We start from the raw sequence: 17,311 nt of genomic DNA, 5'->3' as shown, positions 1-17,311 counted from the left end.
CGATCTGGATCAGCTGGTTTGGCGTCAGCTGCGATCGCCGTGGGCCGCAATCAGATCGTCGAGCGGACGGATCGTGCCTGCATTCAGCAGAGGCGTGATCGTGCCGTTGGACACACCGCCCAGCTGGTAGAGCGACGGATCGGCCGCAAAGCCTTCGGGCTGCTTGGTGCGGAATTCCTGATCAAGCTCGGGCGAGAAGTTGCCGCACGCCGCCATGCCGTCGGTGACGGCAACCCAGGCTTCGAACGCGGCCGAGAGCATGGTGATTTCGGTGGTATTTTCAAAGTCGCAGGTTGCGTGGCCGTCCGCATAGGCGGCGGTGGCTGCAACGCTGACCGCGCCCGCAAGGGCAAGGCGTTTGAAGAACATGTGTTTCTCCCTGTGTTCTAATCGGCCCCGGTTTTCCGGTGACCTTGACAGTCTTCATCCAATTCGCGCCCAAGGAAAGGCCCGATTGAGGTTCACTGTGCCGAATTTGCATAGGTTTGCAAGAATTGGCTAGTGCCAGTCTGTGCGTTCTGGCAAGCCTGTCGCGCAGGCAAGCAAAAGAGTTCCCCCATGACAGACATTCGCCCCCACATCCAAAGCCAATTGGCAGGGCTGTTTACCGTTGAAAACAAGGCGCTTGAGGCGCAAATGGGCGCCACATTCGCGCCGGATGCCGAGGTACATGTCTCGGATCCGGTGGGGGTGCTGCACGGGACGAATGACATCGTTGAGGGCTTCGTAGCGCCACTGCGGCGCGCCCTGTCAGGCCCGCGCCGTCGCGATCTGATGGTGTTCGGGGGCAGAATCGCCGCGACTATGGCGGCACATGGGTCAGCGCGGTCACGCATGTCACGGGCCTCTTCACCGCACCGCTTTGGGGCATCGCGCCCAGCGGAAAGCTGATCTATCTGCGCATCGGCGAATTCTGGCGGGTTGAGGGTGACAAGATCGTCGAGGGGCGGGTCATTGTCGATCTGTTGGACCTCCTCCATCAATGTGGACGCTGGCCTTTGGCAGAGGCGCATTACGGCGCGCCGATCACCTTTCCGGCCCCCGCCACGCAAGACGGGCTGTGCCCCGCCAACCGGGAGGCGGGCGCGGCCTCGCTTGATGTGGTGGAGCGCATGTTGGGCGCGCTTCATGTCTATGACCCGGACAGCTTCGGGTCTGACGGTCAGGTCGGCGCAGGCGGCACATGGGCGCCGGATTTTGCGTGGTACGGGCCGGGCGGGATCGGATCGACTGTCACCTGGCCGGGATTTGTCGACCATCACCGCGCGCAGTTCCTGCAGGCCTTCCCCGACCGGCAAGGGGGCAATCACTATTGCCGCATCGGGGACGGGGCATATGCGGCGGTTTCGGGCTGGCCGTCGATGACGATGACCCACAAGGGCACGTATCTGGGCGTGCCTGCGACCGACAAGGCCCTGACGCTCAGGGTGATGGATTTCTACCGCTGCGCAGACGGGTTGATCGCGGAGAACTGGGTGTTGCTGGACTATATTCACCTGCTCAACCAGATGGGCGTTGATGTGATTGCCGAGGCGGCGCAGCTCTGACCCAGGCGAAACCCGCGCTGTATTCGCGCGCGCGTTGCCCCATTGTGCTGACGGGCCTCCGGCGGCACACTCCGCCCGATTCAAATCAGAACGGGACCCGCTGGAAGACGAGGCCCCGCGAAACGGACCTGACGGAGGAGACCGCGCCCATGCCCAAAGATACCCTGCCGCCGCTATTGCAGAACGCCCATATCGACGGGGCGGGTTATGAGGAAATGTATGCGGCGTTCTGTCGCCGACCCAGAGGCATTCTGGGGCGAACAGGGCAAGCGGATTGACTGGATCAAGCCCTATACCAAGGTCAAGGACGTCTCCTACGCCCACGAAGACGTGCATATCCGCTGGTACGAAGATGGCACGCTGAATGTGTCGGCCAACTGCATCGACCGGCATCTGCCAACGCGCGGCGATCAGACAGCGATCATCTGGGAGCCTGACAGCCCTGACGATGAGGCGCTGCATATCACTTATAATGAGTTGGCCGACAAGGTTGGGCGGATGTCCAACGTGCTCAAAGGGCTTGGCGTGGGCAAGGGCGACCGTGTGGTGCTTTACATGCCGATGATCCCCGAGGCGGCCTATGCGATGCTGGCCTGCACCCGGATCGGCGCAATCCATTCCATCGTCTTCGCGGGCTTCTCGCCCGAGGCCTTGGCCGCGCGCGTCATGGGGTCGGAAGCCAAGCTGGTCATCACCGCCGATGAAGCCCCGCGCGGCGGGCGCGCGACGCCGCTGAAAACCAATGTGGACAAGGCGTTGGACGGCAACACAATCGGGACGCAGGCGCTGGTAGTGACGCGGACCGGTGGGGATGTGGCCATGACCGAGGGCCGCGATCACCGCTATGAGCCGCTGGCCGAGGCGGCCTCTCCCGATTGTCCGCCGGAGGAGATGGGGGCGGAGGACCCGCTGTTCATCCTCTACACTTCTGGCTCGACAGGCATGCCCAAGGGCGTGGTCCACACGACGGGGGGCTACATCGTCTATGCGTCGATGACGCACCAATACACGTTCGACTATCAGGACGGCGATATTTTCTGGTGCACCGCTGATGTCGGCTGGGTCACCGGGCATTCCTATATCGTTTACGGCCCACTTGCGAATGGCGCTACGACGCTGATGTTCGAAGGCGTGCCGACCTACCCCGATGCGGGGCGGTTCTGGGCGGTGTGTGAAAAGCACAAGGTGAACCAGTTCTACACCGCGCCCACGGCGATCCGGGCGCTGATGGGTCAAGGCACGTCGTTCGTCGAGCCTTATGACCTGAGCGATCTGAAGGTGCTTGGCACGGTGGGGGAGCCGATCAACCCCGAGGCATGGAATTGGTACAACGACAATATCGGCAAGGGCCGCTGCCCGATTGTCGATACCTGGTGGCAGACCGAAACTGGCGGCCATCTGATGACCGCCCTGCCCGGCGCGCATGTGTTGAAGCCCGGCGCGGCGCAATACCCGTTCTTTGGCATTCAGCCGCTGGTTCTTGAACCGACCTCTGGCGAAATCATCGAGGGCGACGGTGTTGAGGGCGTGCTGGTCATTGCTGACAGCTGGCCCGGTCAGATGCGGACAGTTTGGGGCGATCACGAGCGTTTCGTGAAAACCTATTTCAGTGACTACAAAGGTTATTACTTCACCGGCGATGGCTGCCGTCGCGATGAAGATGGGCACTATTGGATTACCGGGCGCGTGGACGATGTGATCAACGTTTCAGGTCACCGCATGGGCACGGCTGAGGTCGAAAGTGCTCTGGTCGCCCATGAAGCTGTCAGCGAGGCTGCAGTGGTGGGCTATCCGCATCCCGTGAAGGGCCAGGGCATCTATTGCTATGTGACGCTGATGGCGGGGGAAGAACCGTCCGAGGCATTGCGCAAAGAGCTGGAGACGTGGGTCCGGACGGAGATCGGGCCAATTGCGAAGCCGGACGTGATCCAGTGGGCGCCGGGCTTGCCGAAGACCCGGTCCGGCAAGATCATGCGGCGGATCCTGCGCAAGATCGCCGAGGATGATTTCGGGGCATTGGGCGATACATCGACCCTGGCAGACCCCAGCGTTGTTGATGATCTGATCGAAAACCGCGCGAACAAGTAGCGTTGATGCAATTGAGACATGGGCCGCCTGATTGAGTTCGGGCGGCCCTTTCCATGTCTATGATCTGGCTGCATGGCAGCCGCGACGAGACGTCCGTTGTGTGTTATGCTGCAATGCGGCATGATTGCTGCGCACGCAAAGGAGAGTCCGGGTATGGCCCGCACACCGCTATACAAAGCAACTGAGACGGAAATGATCGCCCGCATCGAAAAGGGCGATTGGGAAATCGGCCGGCGTTTGCCGAACGAATTTCAGGCTGGCTGACGAATTCGGCGTTAGCCAGGGCACGATGCGCCGGGCGTTGATCACGCTGGAAGGCCAGGGCTATCTGAACCGCAAGCCCGGGCGCGGCACCCTTGTGGCCGCGAAAGCCCCCGCACCCGCCAATGGCAACGCGCCCAAGCCGCAAGTACCGGTCCTGTGTGGGCCAGACGGCGCCCCCTTAGCGCTGGAGCCGTTCCGCGGACGTACGGCAACCCGTGCGGCGACGGCATCCGAGACCGAGACGATGGGCTGCGACCGTGTGGCTGTTCTGGAGCGCACGCTGAAGCATCGCGGTGCCCGCGCGGCGCTGGAGGCTGTTGCCGTGCCGTTGGGGATGATCCCCAATCTGGATGAAGACGCTCCGGCAAATCTGGCCGATTTGCTGAAGCATCACGGCGTCGCCTGCGCAACGGTGCGGGCAGATGCGCGGGCCGAAGTGACGGACATGTCACAATCGGTGGCCTTGTCGACGGATCGGCATACGGCCCTGCTGGTGGTAAGAACAGCCGCCTTCGACGCATCTGACCGCGTGATCGCCCGCCAAATCCTGCGCGTGGCCGTGGACGATGCGCGCTTGGTCTATCTGTAAGCCCAAAGATGCGATTTTCGTGTTGACGCATCGCCCGCGCTCGCATACCCACCGCGCCATCGTGGCGGAGTAGCTCAGTTGGTTAGAGCAGCGGAATCATAATCCGCGTGTCGGGGGTTCAAGTCCCTCCTCCGCTACCAAACCTCCCCTGATCGCCCTGAAGATCGACGTCGCGAAAATCAGGTGGCCCGACCGACGCGCATCGCTTGCGCGATACTCTGGGTCGGGGGTTCAAGTCCCTCCTCCGCTACCATCAATCCCCCCGACTTGGATATTCGCATGTTGGGATAGAGGTTTGGGGCCTCCATAAGTTCCGCCAGTCTGCCTTCAACCCGTAGATCGAACCCTTTGTCTTTTGGTGTTGCCACAACCCGCGAGATCAATCCGCGAATTTGTTCTGCCGCCTCCTTGGTATCGGCGCTTATTCCATTACCGAAGAGTGACTCTAAATCCCGGATGTACGTCTCGAACTGGCTAAGGGCCGCGGGATGTAGGCCAATTACCTTTTCATCTTGAGGTGCTGCTTCAAGTTCGGCCTCGATCTGTTTTTGTTCGGCAAGCAATTCCTTCATCCTGGCACCAATTAGCTCCGTTGGAAGGCGCTCGGCCTCGTAGTCGGACCACGCCCGTTCCAGAAGCCGCTTTGTCTTTGAAAGCTTGGCGTCCAATCCGGTGCGAGATTTTCGTTTGTCTGCCACGAGACGCTCTCGCTCTTCTTGATAGGTCCGCGCAAACTCCTTCAAGAGGTGCGGTGCCTTGAGGTGACGCTTCAATCCCGACAGCACAGAAGCTTCGATCTCATCCAGATACAGGACCCTTCTGTTGTCGCATGTGCCGGATTCCCGCCTCACGCTGCATTGCACCCGAATGCGCCCGTGGTCCCGGTCCTTCACAGACATGCCACCGCCGCAAAGACCACATTTCAGCAAACCGGAAAGCAAATATTTCGCTTTACGGTAGCGATGCGGAGCGGCGTGGCTTCGATGCGCCTTTTTGGCCTGAACAGTATCAAAGATCTCTGCGTCAACGATTGCGAGATGCGGGACTTCCGCCCGCTTCCATTCCTCTACGGGATTTACCCGCGAAATACGCTTGCCCGTGTCCGGATCCTTCAGCATGCGTACTCGGTTCCAGACCAAACGTCCGGCATAGAGACTCGTTTAGAAGGATGCCGTAGTTCCTAGATTTGTTGCCATTGATCGTCGAAGCAGACCAGCGCTGTCCCCTTGGAGGAGCAATTTGGTCAGTATTCAAATCATGTGCTATTTCCCGCGGTGTCCGGCCCGCGACATACTGCTCGAAAATCCGCCGATCGATGGTTGCTTCTTGATCGACGATTTGAAGCTCGCCTGGCCGTCCGGCGACGGGCCGATATCCATAGGCGCGACCTCCGGCATGCCGTCCGTCCCTGACGACACCATCCATACCACGGCGTACCTTGTTTGCTAGATCCGTCAAGTACAGCGACCCCAACAGCCCTCGAACTCCGATCTGCACTTGATCTGCCTTACCCTCGTGCACTGCACGCAATTCGACACCGGCGAAGGTCAGACGTTTCCAGATCCCGGCAAGGTCCTCTTGGTCGCGCGACAATCGATCGAGCGACTCTACCAAGATCACATCGAAAGCCCCGGACTTTGCCTCTTGTAACATCTCCAAAAGGCCATCCCGACCGTGAACCGACGCGCCAGAGCGTGCGCGATCAGAGTAGGTTACGACAACTTCCAATCCCTCGCGAGCCGCGTGGGTCGTGCAAAGATGAAGTTGATCCTCAATCGAGCGATCGTTCTGAAGTTCGGTTGAGAACCTTGCATAGATCGCTGTGCGTGTCATTGCGGGTTTGCCCCCTGGGTCAATCCTCTGAAAGCGTCTCTTTTCGATGATCCTCTTGAGCTGCCGCTCTGGCAAGCGCACGGGTAATTTTTATCAGGGCTTCGTCAAGAGTAGGCGGTGTGCCGCCGAGCGACGCCGCCTTGGGCGAGATGCCAGACGTGGGAATTCCTTTAGATGGTGCAAGCCTGCGATCATCCATAGAGGCAAGCTGAGCTTGACGAATGACCGCGTAAAGAACCGCACAAGAAGGATCGCACAGAAGGCACCGAAATCGTGCAAATCGGATGGTCGGATTCCGACGAAGCATTCGAACTTTCAGGATCGGATATCAAAAGTGACAGGCGTGCCGCCTGTTCCCGTGACGGGTTTGGAGGTCGAGAGAGTGGCTCCCGGTCGCCCGTCGCGGAGGCTCCCTTATGAATACCGAGATTGTCGATGCCGGGCGTAACATCAGCGGCGGCTACAAGGTGGATGTGTCGCGCGGCGCGAATGTGTCCGGCCTGCAGGACCGGGTGGCCTACCATTGGGGTCGCGTCTTCCTAGCCGCTGGCCTCGCCACGATCCTGAACCTGGGCCTTGAGCGCGTTGCCGAAAGCGAGGATGACGTCGCCCGCGCCATCCGCGAGGCCGCACAAGACACGATCGGGCAGACGGGGGACGAGATCGTGCGACAACAGCTCGCCGTCCCGCCGACACTGACCATCCGCCCTGGCTTCCCCGTCCGCGTCATGGTCACCCGCGACCTGATCCTAGAGCCTTTGGGAGAAGTGAGATGACGAAACTACGACTAACTGAGATTCCGAACCCAAAACCAATCAAACTTACGGTAGAACTCTTTCCTGAAGTTTTCCGAGACTTGAGCGACTATGCCGAAATACTGAGCCGAGGGTCAGACAACAAGCATGAACCAATTCGGGCTCGTGTCACCCATGCTTGAGAAGTTTATGCATGGTGATCGCGCCTTTCGGCGTCTTCGTAAGAGCCTCAAAAACAGCGGTAAGAGCACCTAAAGCATAGTGAGACACGTAAGACGCATCACAAGAGCATCCAGACCGCCATTCCGATCATCATCAGATTCTCAGTTAATGATACAAAACCAAGCGGAACATTCGACGACCCGCCGACACATGCGCATTTCAGTTCGCGCTTGTCGATATAGACCGCCTTGAAGACAGAGACCGCACCAACGGTTCCGATAAGCAGCGCAACAGGAATTGAGAGCCATGGCAGCACGCCCGCCAGCATCAGCACGCCCGCCGCACCTTCGGCGAAAGGGTAGACGTAGGAGTACGGCACCCAACGTTTCGCCAGCAGGTCGTAATTGAGGAACATGGTCGAGAAACCCTCGACATCTTGCAACTTCTGCAATGCCAGCAAGACCATGGCGGTTGCGATGAACCAGGCAATTGTTTGCGGGACGAATGCCGTTTCCTGTGCGATCCAAGTGATTGCGACGGCAATCAGAGCGGCGATTGAAAACAGGGCAATGACCGGTCGATAAGTCGTTTCATCCTCGGATGCCGGTTCATCACCGAAGTGTTCGCGCAGCGCATCATAGCCGCCGATCCGGTCGGCATCGATAAACGTCTGCGGCGTTGTCTCGACCCCGTGTTCGGCTTTAAACGCATCAGTTTTCGAACGGGTGGTCAGATGGCGGTCTTCGACGTCGTAGCCCTGTTTTTCCAGCAACCACTTCGACTTTAGTCCGTAGGGGCATTCATGGTCCGGCATGACCATCCGCCAGAGCTGTGCCGTTTTCCGGGTTTGCGATCCATCCAGCATTGCAAAGCTCCTTTTTTGTTAGCGGCCGTCAACTTCGGGCGTTGCAGCAGGCCCACCCTGGAGGTCGGCAATCAGCGCTTCCATTTCTGCGATTTCGAGCCGCTGCGCTTCGATGATGTCTTGGGCGAGTGATTGAACACGGGGGTCACTCAATTCGGCGCGTTCACTCGTTAGGATCGCAATGGAGTGGTGGGGGATCATGGCCCGCATCCAGCGCGACATCTTGCACGGTCGTCTGGCTTCGGACCAGCCAGAGGGATCCGGCAAAGAGCGCAATCGCGCCAATATAGATCGCCGCGTTCACGGCCTTGCTTTTATACATGCCAAGCATAAAGGTCAGCATGACGACTGCCATGGTCGCAGCCATTATGCCGGTCATGTAGAAGCGCGTTTCACTGAAGTAGAAGTGCTCGAACGCGTAGGTATTCAGGTACATCAAGCCGAACATGATGACCGTCGAGGTCGCGATCATGGCAAAGAAGCGCATGTAGGAAGATCCGTGATCGTTCTCACGAGATCCAGTTTTTTGGTGAGTGTCGTGGGCAATCGATGTGCTATCTGACAAAGCCATTTTTAACTCCTTTTCGCATGGATTGCTGCTTAAACGGGGGTCCAGCGCTGGAAGGTTCCGCCGTTTTTGAGAAAAAAGTTGCGACTCACGTTTTGGTTGACCTTCCAGCGATGGAAGGAGCCATGAATTGAAAATGGATGACGCAGCAGAGCCATTCGACCCGTCAAAAAGAGACTTCCTGTTTTATGCAACAGGGGGCTTTGGAGCAGTCGCCACCGGTGCCGCTGTCTGGCCCTTGATCGCCTCGATGAACCCAAGCGCTGATGTTTTGGCACTGGCGTCTATACGCGTGGATATCTCGGGCGTTGCAGTTGGTAGCCAGCTTACGGTGGAATTCCGCGGCAAACCGGTCTTTATTCGGCATAGGACAGATGCGGAAATCGCAGCAGCGCAGTCGCAGGCCGTGGAGGATTTGCCTGACCCGGCCTCTAGAAACCCCAATGCACCGGACGGTAGCTTAGCGACAGATGCATATCGCGAAGTACAGGATCATCCCGAATTCCTGGTCATGATCGGGGTGTGCACCCATCTTGGCTGCGTCCCCCTCGGGGATGGGGCGGGCGATTTCGGGGGCTGGTTCTGCCCTTGTCACGGCTCTCACTACGACACTGCAGGGCGCATCCGACGTGGTCCTGCGCCCGAAAACCTGCACATTCCCGAATTGACGCTGCTTGACGATCTTACGCTCATCCTTGGCGAAAGCCCGGCTTGAGCACGTGATACGCGTCATATCCCGCGTCGCGCGGGATACTCTTTAGCAGGTCTGCTTCAACGTGATTGAAGAACCTTGGCTTCAAACCGTCGCTTCGTTGCTTTCGGCCAGCGAGGTGAGAATGGGACAATCCGGCCGGTGATCGCCTGCACAGCTTGCCACCAGTTCAGAGAGCGTCGCGCGCATTTCCGACAGATCGGCGATCTTCTTGTCGATCTCTTGCAGATGGCCCGTTGCGATATCCTTGACCTCGGCGCTGGTGCGCGTGTCGTCTTCGTAGAGCGCCAGGAGGTTCCGGCAATCAGCGATGGAAAACCCAAGTGCCCGTGCGCGTCCCAAAAAGGCGAGTTTGTGCAGGTCGGAGTCTCGAAAGGTCCTGTAGCCATTCGCGCTTCTCAGAGGACGGATAAGACCAATATCCTCGTAGTAGCGGATCGTCTTCGGGGGGACCCCCGATGCTTCGGCAACGTCACCGATATTCATCTCAAAACCTCCAAGCTATTCAGCGGCCATCTTGTGCTCATGTGAAACTGGCTCTGCTGGGGCGGTGGGCGCGCTGGCTTCCTGCATGATCGGGCGCACCGCACGCAGACGCAGCGCGTTGGCCAGCACAGACACCGAGGACAGTGCCATCGCGCCCGCCGCAAAGATGGGCGATAACAGCACGCCAAGGACCGGGTAAAGGACGCCAGCCGCTACCGGGATCAGGGCCGTGTTATATGCGAACGCCCAAACAAGGTTCTGGCGGATGTTGCGCATCGTGCGGCGCGACACTTCGAAGGCGTTCACGACGCCGGTTAGATCACCGGACATCAGGACGACATCGGCGGATTCAATGGCCACGTCTGTTCCCGTGCCAATGGCGATGCCGACTTCAGCATGGGCCAAGGCCGGTGCGTCGTTGATGCCGTCGCCGACAAATGCGACCTTGCGGTCCCCTTTTGCCAATTCGGTCAGGGCTGCAACCTTGCCCTCGGGCAAGACGTCGGCGACCACATCGTCGATCCCTATTTCGGCCGCGATCGCGCGCGCCGTGGCTTCTTTGTCGCCCGTGATCATGGCAACACGCAGACCTTGCGCGTGAAGCGCTTTCACGGCGGCGGCGCTGGCCGGTTTCACCGGATCGGATACGGCGACAAGGGCGGCGATCTTTCCGTCGATGGCCGCGTAGAGGACGGACTTCCCCTGAGACGCCAACGCCTTTTCCGAAGCGTCCAATGCCCCCAAGGCGACGCTGTATCGTTCCATCAGGCGATTGGCACCAACGAGCACATCCTGGCCCGCGACGGTCGCGCGCACACCAAACCCGGCAAGCGCCTCAAAGTCGGAGAGCGTCGGTGTCGGTAAACCTTCGTTCTTGGCGGCCCGAACGATGGCTTCGGCAATCGGATGCTCTGACTGCGCCTCGACCGCGGCCAGGCTTGCGAGAACGTCGCGCCGATTGAAGCCAGGCGCCAGTTCAAGATCAGTGAGTTCCGGGCGACCCTCGGTCAGTGTCCCGGTCTTGTCAAAGGCCACAACATCAACGGAGGTCAGTCCCTGAAGCGCATCCCCCTTGCGGAACAACACCCCCATTTCCGCGGCCCGCCCTGTTCCCACCATGATCGATGTCGGCGTTGCAAGACCCATGGCACAGGGGCATGCGATGATCAGGACGGACACACCTGCCACCAGTGCGAATGTCACCGCCGGGTCCGGCCCCACCAAGAGCCAGACCGCCACTGTCAGCGCGGCGATCACCATGACGGCGGGCACGAACCACATCGTGACCTTGTCGACCAACGCCTGAATGGGCAGCTTTGCGCCTTGCGCGTCCTGCACCATGCGGATGATCTGAGCGAGCGTCGTGTCGGCCCCGACGCGCGTTGCGCGGATGTGGAAGCCGCCTGCCCCATTCACGGTGCCGCCCGTCACCGGATCGCCCGGTGCTTTTTCGGATGGGATCGGCTCTCCGGTAATCATGCTTTCATCCACGTGGCTTCTGCCTTCGACGACCTCGCCATCGACGGGGATCCGTTCGCCAGGGCGCACTATGAGGATGTCACCCAACACAAGTTCATCGACCGAGATGTCAAAGGCTTCTCCATCTCGCAAAACCCGCGCTGTTCGCACCTGGAGTCCGACGAGTTTCTGGATCGCCGCACCGGTTCGGCCCTTGGCCCGCGCCTCAAGAAACCGTCCCAGAAGGATCAGGGTGACGATGACCGCCGCCGCCTCGAAATAAACCGCACGCGCGATTTCGGGCAGGATCGCCGGGGCAAAGGTCGCGACCAACGAATAGGCGTAGGCCGCCGAGGTCCCGAGCGCGACGAGGGAATTCATGTCGGGGGCGCCGCGCAACAAAGCGGGGAAGCCCTTGAGGTAGAAGCCACGGCCCGGACCAAAGAGGACCAGCGTGGTTAGCGCGAACTGGATCAGCCAACTGGTCTGATGGCCGATCGTTGACCCAATCAGCATGTGAATAGAGGGAAGAGGTGCGAACCCATTTCCAGCAAAAAGACCGGGAGCGTCAGTACCGCTGAGAGGATCGTCTTGCGACGCGCGTCTTCTGCTTCGGCCTCTTTCTCTTCAGACTCGATCTTTCGTGGGCGTTGCCACCGCCAGTTGCGCCGGATAGCCCGCCTCGGTGGCCGCATTGGCGATGAATTTCGGAGTTGTCGCGCCGTCGAAATAGGTCACACGAGCGGTCTCGGACGCCAGATTGACGCTGACACCCACCACGCCGGACGTCTCAAGAATGGCCCGTTCGACCCGACCAACACAGGACGCGCAAGACATCTCCGCCACATTGAGAGTGATCGTTTCGGTGCGGGCAGGATATCCGAGTTCACTCAGCGCGTTCGACGCGGCGGCAATCGCCGACGCGCCAGAGGCATCGAAATCCGCCTGTTCGGTTGCGAGATTGACGCGCACGTTCTCAATCCCCGGAAGTTCGGAGAGCGAGCGCTCGACCCGGCCGACGCATGACGCGCAACTCATTCCAGTGATCGAGAGGGCAGTTCCAGACATGTGTTTCTCCTAACCGCAGCGGGCCTCTAGCATGTTGTAATTGAGATAGGGCTTCCACTAACTGGAAGGTCAAGGAAGTTTTTCATTTGACCTTCCAGTAAAGGAAGGTTGCACGGTTGAATGCGTAAACAAGGAAGGCGAATTATGAAGTTTAGCGTGCCAGACATGAAGTCGCGGCCATTGCAAGGCGGCCATCGAAAAGGCGGTTTTGGGAGCGGAGCCAAACGCGGCACTGTCCTTCGACATGGAAGCCCGGAACGTCGAAATCCAGAGCGCGATGCCGCTGGCGCACATTCAGGCCATTTTGGGCAAGGCTGGCTACCCTGCCGAGGCCCTATAGGGGTGCTGCATTCCCTTAGGACTGCGCTTCTCGCCTGTACCGGGGTTTTTCTGGCCGCACCGGGTGTGGACGCGCAAACGCGATGGCAATTCGAAGATCTTGCGCCCCCGGTTGGAGTTGGCGCACGAGAGCCGAACCTGGCGCTGGCCCCCGATGGATCGCTCCTGTTGAGTTGGATGGAACGCAACGCAGAAGGAACAGCGGTGCGGATGGCACGCTTTGTGGACGGGACATGGCAGGCGCCTGAGACGATCACAATATCCGAAGACTTGTTTGTGAATTGGGCAGACTTTCCGTCGGTGGCAGCGTTCGCGGACGGAACCCTGGTGGCGCATTGGCTGCAAGCCACACAACGCTTTTCCTATGACTACGATGTGAACCTGTCTTTTTCGGATGGCTCGAGCAACGGTTGGAGCACGCCGCTCGCCCCATACGCAGATACTACCGAAGCGCAGCACGGATTCGTTTCGCTTCTGCCCATTGGCGCGGACATCATGGCTGTGTGGCTCGATGGACGGGCCTACGATGGCGCGTCGATCGAGCCGGGCGCCATCGTCGATGGGATGCAGTTGCGCACCACGACCCTGTCGCCCGATGGGCAAATCACCCAAGATACTGCCCTCGACTTCATGACCTGTTCGTGCTGCCAAACCGCAGCCGCGCTGGCCGGAGACGATTTGCTTGTCGTATACCGGGACCGGACGGAGGCAGAGATACGTGACATTTCCCTTGTCGCACTGCGTGACGGCGTTTGGTCTGATCCGCAACCCGTTCATGACGACGGCTGGGAATTGTCCGGCTGCCCGGTCAACGGCCCGGCAATTGAAGCGCGAGACGAGGAGGTAATCGTTGCGTGGTTCACAGCGGCGGATGACGAACCCGCGGTGCAAATCTCTTTCTCGTCAGACGCGGGTGTCACATTCGGTGACGCGGTCCGTATTGATGGCGGCGCGCCTGAAGGACGCGTGGATGCTGTCATGCTGGACGATGGCCGTGCCCTTGTGTCGTGGTTGGAATGGTCCGCCACGGAAGAAGTGCTTTTCCTCTGCGAGGTCAACGCGAACGGGTGCGACGCCCCTCAAATCGTGGCGACCAACCCAAACGGAGGCTCCATGAACTTCCCGCGCATGGTCGCCCTCGGTGATACGATCTTTCTTGCGCTGACCTATCCCATGCCGGATGGAACGGACACGATCCGCGTGTTGCGAAGCACGGAGTGAAGCCGGGGCGGTAGCATCCGCGCCCGGCAATTCGTACATTTCTGGGTCAGGTCGTAACCTTAGGATAGAGGAACACGCGCGCGCCAACTTCGACCCGCGGATAGAGGTCGATGACGTGCTCGTTTGTCAGCCTCGCACATCCATTGGACACGGCCGTTCCAATTGTCCGTGGCGCGTTTGTTCCGTGGATCCGTAGGTAGGTGTCTACGCCGGCATCATCGTAAAGATAGATAGCGCGCGCGCCCAATGGATTGTTCGGTCCACCCGGAACGCCGTTTGCGAAACGCGCATATTGGGCCGGGTCGCGTCGTATCATCGCGTCCGTAGGCCTCCACCAAGGCCATTCGGCCTTTCGAGCCACGTTGAACGTGCCAGCTTCGTACAAATCATCGCGGCCAACGCCGACGCCATAGCGAATAGCGCGCCCGCGTTCGAGCATAAAGTACAGGAAGAAATCATCCGGCACGACATGCACATCACCGGGCAACCAGTCGCGCCGGCCCGTATTGACCAATTGCGGCAGGAATTGCTCCGGTATTTCGAAATCATGCGCACGCGCCACCATAGGCACAGCGATGGCACTGGCGGCCAATCCCGCAGTGACAGCGCGGCGAGGTATAAATTCGACTCATTTATGGTCCCCTTTGTCTTAGATGATGCTGCGCCTCCAATGAGCTACTTTGTTCTTGGTTTCTTATTCGTTGATTTCGCGAGCCTGCTCGACGAAACCGGCCAGCGTGGCCTGATCGACAGCGCCGGGCACGACATTGTCTCCGATGATGAATGCAGGCGTGCCGGTGATGCCCAGAAGCTCCGCCAGCCGCATGGAGGTTTCGATATGCTCGGTGACTTCCGGTGCTTGCATGTCGATACGTAATTGCTCGATGTCGAGGCCTACTTCACGGGCAATGCGTAGAACGGATGGCTCTTCGGCGCGGCCCTCCATCCCCATCATCGCCCAGTGGAATTCTTCGTAGAGGTCTTGCTCACGCGCTGCGAGTGCGGCTTGGGCCGCAAAGACCGAGCCTTCGCCCAGGATCGGCCATTCCCGATAGACGACACGAATATCATCATCCGCGGCCAGCAGGCCTTGGACCTCTGGCTTCACGCGTCTGCAGTAGGGGCAATTGTAGTCAAAAAACTCAACGATTGTGACGCTTCCTTCGGGATTGGCAATAACGGGCGCGTTGGGGTCCTGCTCCAACAAAAGCCGTTGCTGGTCGAGCACATTGGCTCGCGCCAGTTCCTCTTCCTCAATGGCGCGCTGTTCAAGGATAGCAAACGCGTCGAGAAGAATTTCCGGGTTTGCCAGGATCGTTTCACGAACAAGCTCGCGCACCCGGTCGTCCGTAAGGTCCTGTGCGGAAACCTGTAAAGGAAGTGCCGCGAGAAATAGCGCCGCAAAAATTCGAAAGAAAGACTTCATTGTGAACTCCTGTTCCGCAAGATCTGCGGCCGTTCGTTGAGCCTGAGCCTCACGTAAGCGCTCAGGCCAAGTGGATTGGATGTAGGCGAGGATGTTCCAGATCTCCTGATCTGTCAGAGCGTCTGAAAAGCCGGGCATCCCACTGTCGAACTCGACCCCCATGCGCGCCATAACTTCCGCCCCGCCAAGCGCGGTATATTCGAAGAGAAGCCGATCAGAATGATGCCATGTGTGCCCGCTGGCATCATGGGGCGGCGCCGGCAAACGTCCGTCATCACCGGGCACCTGCCAATCGGCCTGCCCCTCCAACTCGGCACCGTGGCACGCGGCGCAGCTTTCGGCGTAGAGAGTAGCACCAGCTTCGACATCGACGGACGCTGGCATGGCGACAATTTCGCCGTCCACACCAACCGTCTGCGCGATGCCTTGCCATACGGCAAATGAGGCAAGCCCCAGGCCCAAGGCCAAAGTGACTGCGACAGGCTTTCTCATGCCACACGCAACCACGTCATCATGCCCGCTGCCGCATGGGACAACATGTGGCAGTGGAACAGCCAGTCACCGGGGTTATCGGCGTTGAAGGCGATCTGTCGCTGCTCGCCGCCGCCGATCAGCAATGTGTCGCGCAGTGGCCCAAGGCGATCTTCCGGTCCGATTTCGCTAAAGTGCATGCCATGTAAATGCATCGCGTGCGGGAAGGATGTCTGGTTAATTACGTTCACGCGTACAGTTTGCCCCAGTCCGGCCTCAAGCAAAGGCGTTTCAGGCATCCCCACGACACCGTTGAAGGCCCAGAATTGATTGCGTTGCGCAAGCTGGCTGAAACTCAACTCCTCGCCTTCGTAAGTCGCCCGACGCATCCTGCCCATTGCCCCGCCTTCCATATCCAGCGTCGCAACCAACTCCGGAGCCATTGAGCCGGAGGTCCGGCATTCGGTTCGGCGGCAATGCACGAGGTGCCCCGCGGCGCGCAAGGCTTGCCGTGCCACGAATGTCGAACGTCACTTGCGCTTCGCCGCGCTCGTTGTCGAGGCGGGTCACATAGGCGCGCTCCCCCTCATCCGCCACGATATCGACGATCACGTCGGCACGTTGGCCGGGCCCGAGAAGGATCGGCCCTTCAATCGGTTCAGGCGTTTCGAGGGGCATACCGTCCAACGCAACTGTCCACCCCTCCATCCCCTCAAGCCCAAGCACGAAGATCCGCGCATTTGCGACATTGATCAATCTCAACCTGAGACGTTCGTGCCGTTGCGCCGTAAGCGTCAGGTCGTAGGTGCCATTTGTCAGAAGCAGGTTGCCGTTCCGGCCACCATGGCTGCGGTCCATCTGCGCGGCGAAATCCGGGTCCAGTTGGGCGGTTTCGGGGTTCAAAAGCCAATCATCAAGGACGAGCGGCTGGTCCCGGTCGATGTCGAGCGGGTCGGCTTCTTCGACGATCAAAAGGCCATTAAGGCCACGCGCCACCTGTTCCACCGAGCGGTTGTGGGCGTGATACCAATAGGTGCCGGCATCGGGCACGGTGAAGTCATAGTCGAACGTATCGCCGGGGGCGACGGCATCCTGCGTAAGTCCAGGCACACCGTCCATTGCGTTTTCGATCCGAATGCCATGCCAATGCACAGAACTCGGCTGCGGCAGGTCATTTAGGAAGCGGCGCTGCAATCGCGCGCCTTGCGAGACCCGGAGCGTTGGTCCGGGTGACATGCCGTCATACCCCCAGATTTCAGTTTCGGGGTAGCCGTCCGGGGCCAATTGCACGCGCGCGACACGTCCGGTGAGGGTCTCAAACGTTTCATCCGCTGTCGCGCGGCCGATGCCGGCGACCAAAGCAGCACTGCTGGCAGCGCTTTGCAGAAAAGTCCGTCTTGAAAGCATCTTTGTTGTCACTTCCATAATTGCATTCGTTGGCCTAGCCGAGGCCAGGCCA

16 protein-coding genes, 1 tRNA gene and 6 pseudogenes are annotated in these 17,311 nt (G+C 59.6%); 11 read left to right on the top strand and 12 right to left on the bottom strand.

Annotation, left to right across the window (positions count from 1 at the left end; genetic code table 11):
• Positions 1-24: 24 nt before the first annotated feature.
• Positions 25-369, bottom strand: a complete 345-nt coding sequence (locus ACZ1HK_RS17435; RefSeq protein WP_472629756.1) for a hypothetical protein — start codon at positions 367-369, stop codon at positions 25-27.
• A 189-nt stretch (positions 370-558) separates the two neighbouring features.
• On the opposite strand from ACZ1HK_RS17435, the gene ACZ1HK_RS17430 reads away from it, so the two are divergent.
• The 6 genes and pseudogenes from ACZ1HK_RS17430 to ACZ1HK_RS17405 all read left to right on the top strand — a co-directional run bounded on the left by ACZ1HK_RS17430 (position 559) and on the right by ACZ1HK_RS17405 (position 4,628).
• Positions 559-891 (top strand): hypothetical protein, encoded by a 333-nt coding sequence (locus ACZ1HK_RS17430; protein WP_472629755.1) that lies wholly within the window; start codon positions 559-561, stop codon positions 889-891.
• A pseudogene (locus ACZ1HK_RS17425) lies at positions 870-923 on the top strand (hypothetical protein); the annotation flags it as partial. The gene ACZ1HK_RS17430 and the pseudogene ACZ1HK_RS17425, both read left to right, overlap by 22 nt.
• 42 nt (positions 924-965) lie before the next feature.
• Entirely contained in the window at positions 966-1,547 is a 582-nt protein-coding gene (locus tag ACZ1HK_RS17420) for an ester cyclase (RefSeq protein WP_472629754.1), read from the top strand.
• 149 nt (positions 1,548-1,696) lie between these two features.
• Positions 1,697-3,635: pseudogene (acs, locus tag ACZ1HK_RS17415) on the top strand (acetate--CoA ligase).
• 289 nt (positions 3,636-3,924) lie between these two features.
• The gene (locus ACZ1HK_RS17410; protein ID WP_472629752.1) at positions 3,925-4,488 is read left to right on the top strand and encodes a UTRA domain-containing protein; all 564 of its coding nucleotides are present in this window, start codon (positions 3,925-3,927) and stop codon (positions 4,486-4,488) included.
• A gap of 63 nt (positions 4,489-4,551) precedes the next feature.
• Positions 4,552-4,628, top strand: a tRNA-Met gene (locus tag ACZ1HK_RS17405).
• A 39-nt stretch (positions 4,629-4,667) separates the two neighbouring features.
• Here the strand turns inward: ACZ1HK_RS17405 and ACZ1HK_RS17400 are convergent.
• Positions 4,668-5,606: a recombinase zinc ribbon domain-containing protein gene (locus ACZ1HK_RS17400; RefSeq protein WP_472629751.1), complete on the bottom strand. Its 939-nt coding sequence runs from the start codon at positions 5,604-5,606 to the stop codon at positions 4,668-4,670.
• Positions 5,512-6,321, bottom strand: coding sequence for a recombinase family protein (locus ACZ1HK_RS17395; RefSeq protein WP_472629750.1), 810 nt, complete (start codon positions 6,319-6,321; stop codon positions 5,512-5,514). The genes ACZ1HK_RS17400 and ACZ1HK_RS17395 overlap by 95 nt, the downstream gene beginning before the upstream one ends.
• Before the next feature lie 416 nt (positions 6,322-6,737).
• Between ACZ1HK_RS17395 and ACZ1HK_RS17390 the strand changes: the two genes are divergently transcribed.
• Genes ACZ1HK_RS17390 through ACZ1HK_RS17380 form a run of 3 tightly spaced genes read left to right on the top strand, consistent with a single transcriptional unit; the run spans position 6,738 to position 7,331 of the window.
• Complete coding sequence (locus tag ACZ1HK_RS17390) at positions 6,738-7,097, top strand: TrbI/VirB10 family protein (RefSeq protein ID WP_472629749.1); 360 nt, start codon at positions 6,738-6,740, stop codon at positions 7,095-7,097.
• Entirely contained in the window at positions 7,094-7,258 is a 165-nt protein-coding gene (locus tag ACZ1HK_RS17385; RefSeq protein ID WP_472629748.1) for a DUF2274 domain-containing protein, read from the top strand. Before ACZ1HK_RS17390 ends, ACZ1HK_RS17385 begins: the two co-directional genes overlap by 4 nt.
• Positions 7,224-7,331, top strand: coding sequence for a DUF2274 domain-containing protein (locus tag ACZ1HK_RS17380; protein WP_472629747.1), 108 nt, complete (start codon positions 7,224-7,226; stop codon positions 7,329-7,331). The genes ACZ1HK_RS17385 and ACZ1HK_RS17380 overlap by 35 nt, the downstream gene beginning before the upstream one ends.
• A gap of 25 nt (positions 7,332-7,356) precedes the next feature.
• Here the strand turns inward: ACZ1HK_RS17380 and ACZ1HK_RS17375 are convergent, their stop codons facing one another.
• Positions 7,357-8,103 (bottom strand): MauE/DoxX family redox-associated membrane protein, encoded by a 747-nt coding sequence (locus ACZ1HK_RS17375; RefSeq protein ID WP_472629746.1) that lies wholly within the window; start codon positions 8,101-8,103, stop codon positions 7,357-7,359.
• 36 nt (positions 8,104-8,139) lie between these two features.
• Positions 8,140-8,590, bottom strand: a pseudogene (locus ACZ1HK_RS17370) (DUF305 domain-containing protein); the annotation flags it as partial.
• A gap of 217 nt (positions 8,591-8,807) precedes the next feature.
• On the opposite strand from ACZ1HK_RS17370, the gene petA reads away from it, so the two are divergent.
• Positions 8,808-9,386 (top strand): ubiquinol-cytochrome c reductase iron-sulfur subunit, encoded by a 579-nt coding sequence (gene petA / locus ACZ1HK_RS17365; protein WP_472630868.1) that lies wholly within the window; start codon positions 8,808-8,810, stop codon positions 9,384-9,386.
• Positions 9,387-9,467: 81 nt separating this feature from the next.
• Here the strand turns inward: petA and cueR are convergent, their stop codons facing one another.
• Together cueR and ACZ1HK_RS17355 are read right to left on the bottom strand one after the other, a co-directional pair.
• Positions 9,468-9,869 carry a Cu(I)-responsive transcriptional regulator gene (gene cueR, locus ACZ1HK_RS17360; protein WP_472629745.1) on the bottom strand — a complete coding sequence of 134 codons (402 nt, stop codon included), beginning with the start codon at positions 9,867-9,869 and terminating at the stop codon, positions 9,468-9,470.
• Between the two features lie 15 nt (positions 9,870-9,884).
• Positions 9,885-12,395, bottom strand: a pseudogene (locus tag ACZ1HK_RS17355) (heavy metal translocating P-type ATPase).
• 342 nt (positions 12,396-12,737) lie between these two features.
• Between ACZ1HK_RS17355 and ACZ1HK_RS17350 the strand changes: the two are divergent.
• Complete coding sequence (locus tag ACZ1HK_RS17350) at positions 12,738-13,955, top strand: sialidase family protein (RefSeq protein ID WP_472629744.1); 1,218 nt, start codon at positions 12,738-12,740, stop codon at positions 13,953-13,955.
• Positions 13,956-14,001: 46 nt separating this feature from the next.
• On the opposite strand, the gene ACZ1HK_RS17345 is transcribed toward ACZ1HK_RS17350, so the two are convergent.
• The 5 genes and pseudogenes from ACZ1HK_RS17345 to ACZ1HK_RS17325 all read right to left on the bottom strand — a co-directional run bounded on the left by ACZ1HK_RS17345 (position 14,002) and on the right by ACZ1HK_RS17325 (position 17,277).
• A complete protein-coding gene (locus ACZ1HK_RS17345; protein WP_472630866.1) occupies positions 14,002-14,520 on the bottom strand; it encodes a L,D-transpeptidase in 519 nt (172 codons plus the stop codon).
• A gap of 129 nt (positions 14,521-14,649) precedes the next feature.
• A pseudogene (locus ACZ1HK_RS17340) lies at positions 14,650-15,288 on the bottom strand (DsbA family protein); the annotation flags it as partial.
• 114 nt (positions 15,289-15,402) lie between these two features.
• Positions 15,403-15,765: pseudogene (locus tag ACZ1HK_RS17335) on the bottom strand (c-type cytochrome); the annotation flags it as partial.
• A gap of 104 nt (positions 15,766-15,869) precedes the next feature.
• Positions 15,870-16,151, bottom strand: coding sequence for a multicopper oxidase domain-containing protein (locus ACZ1HK_RS17330; protein ID WP_472629743.1), 282 nt, complete (start codon positions 16,149-16,151; stop codon positions 15,870-15,872).
• On the bottom strand, positions 16,144-17,277 hold the full coding sequence (locus ACZ1HK_RS17325) for a multicopper oxidase family protein (RefSeq protein WP_472629742.1): 1,134 nt from the start codon (positions 17,275-17,277) through the stop codon (positions 16,144-16,146). Before ACZ1HK_RS17325 ends, ACZ1HK_RS17330 begins: the two co-directional genes overlap by 8 nt.
• Between the last annotated feature and the right edge of the window lie 34 nt (positions 17,278-17,311).

Source organism: Gymnodinialimonas sp. JB5-7 (assembly GCF_055693405.1).
Note: the sequence above shows the minus strand (reverse complement) of the source record. Positions and strands in the feature narration are given on the sequence as shown.

Coding starts and splice junctions, on each gene's coding strand:
- ACZ1HK_RS17435 (WP_472629756.1), bottom strand. CDS start 369: ATGTTCTTCAAACGCCTTGCCCTTGCGGGCGCGGTCAGCGTTGCAGCC.
- ACZ1HK_RS17430 (WP_472629755.1), top strand. CDS start 559: ATGACAGACATTCGCCCCCACATCCAAAGCCAATTGGCAGGGCTGTTT.
- ACZ1HK_RS17410 (WP_472629752.1), top strand. CDS start 3,925: ATGCGCCGGGCGTTGATCACGCTGGAAGGCCAGGGCTATCTGAACCGC.
- ACZ1HK_RS17400 (WP_472629751.1), bottom strand. CDS start 5,606: ATGCTGAAGGATCCGGACACGGGCAAGCGTATTTCGCGGGTAAATCCC.
- ACZ1HK_RS17395 (WP_472629750.1), bottom strand. CDS start 6,321: ATGACACGCACAGCGATCTATGCAAGGTTCTCAACCGAACTTCAGAAC.
- ACZ1HK_RS17390 (WP_472629749.1), top strand. CDS start 6,738: ATGAATACCGAGATTGTCGATGCCGGGCGTAACATCAGCGGCGGCTAC.
- ACZ1HK_RS17385 (WP_472629748.1), top strand. CDS start 7,094: ATGACGAAACTACGACTAACTGAGATTCCGAACCCAAAACCAATCAAA.
- ACZ1HK_RS17380 (WP_472629747.1), top strand. CDS start 7,224: ATGAACCAATTCGGGCTCGTGTCACCCATGCTTGAGAAGTTTATGCAT.
- ACZ1HK_RS17375 (WP_472629746.1), bottom strand. CDS start 8,103: ATGCTGGATGGATCGCAAACCCGGAAAACGGCACAGCTCTGGCGGATG.
- petA (WP_472630868.1), top strand. CDS start 8,808: ATGGATGACGCAGCAGAGCCATTCGACCCGTCAAAAAGAGACTTCCTG.
- cueR (WP_472629745.1), bottom strand. CDS start 9,869: ATGAATATCGGTGACGTTGCCGAAGCATCGGGGGTCCCCCCGAAGACG.
- ACZ1HK_RS17345 (WP_472630866.1), bottom strand. CDS start 14,520: ATGGTGGCGCGTGCGCATGATTTCGAAATACCGGAGCAATTCCTGCCG.
- ACZ1HK_RS17330 (WP_472629743.1), bottom strand. CDS start 16,151: ATGCCTGAAACGCCTTTGCTTGAGGCCGGACTGGGGCAAACTGTACGC.
- ACZ1HK_RS17325 (WP_472629742.1), bottom strand. CDS start 17,277: ATGGAAGTGACAACAAAGATGCTTTCAAGACGGACTTTTCTGCAAAGC.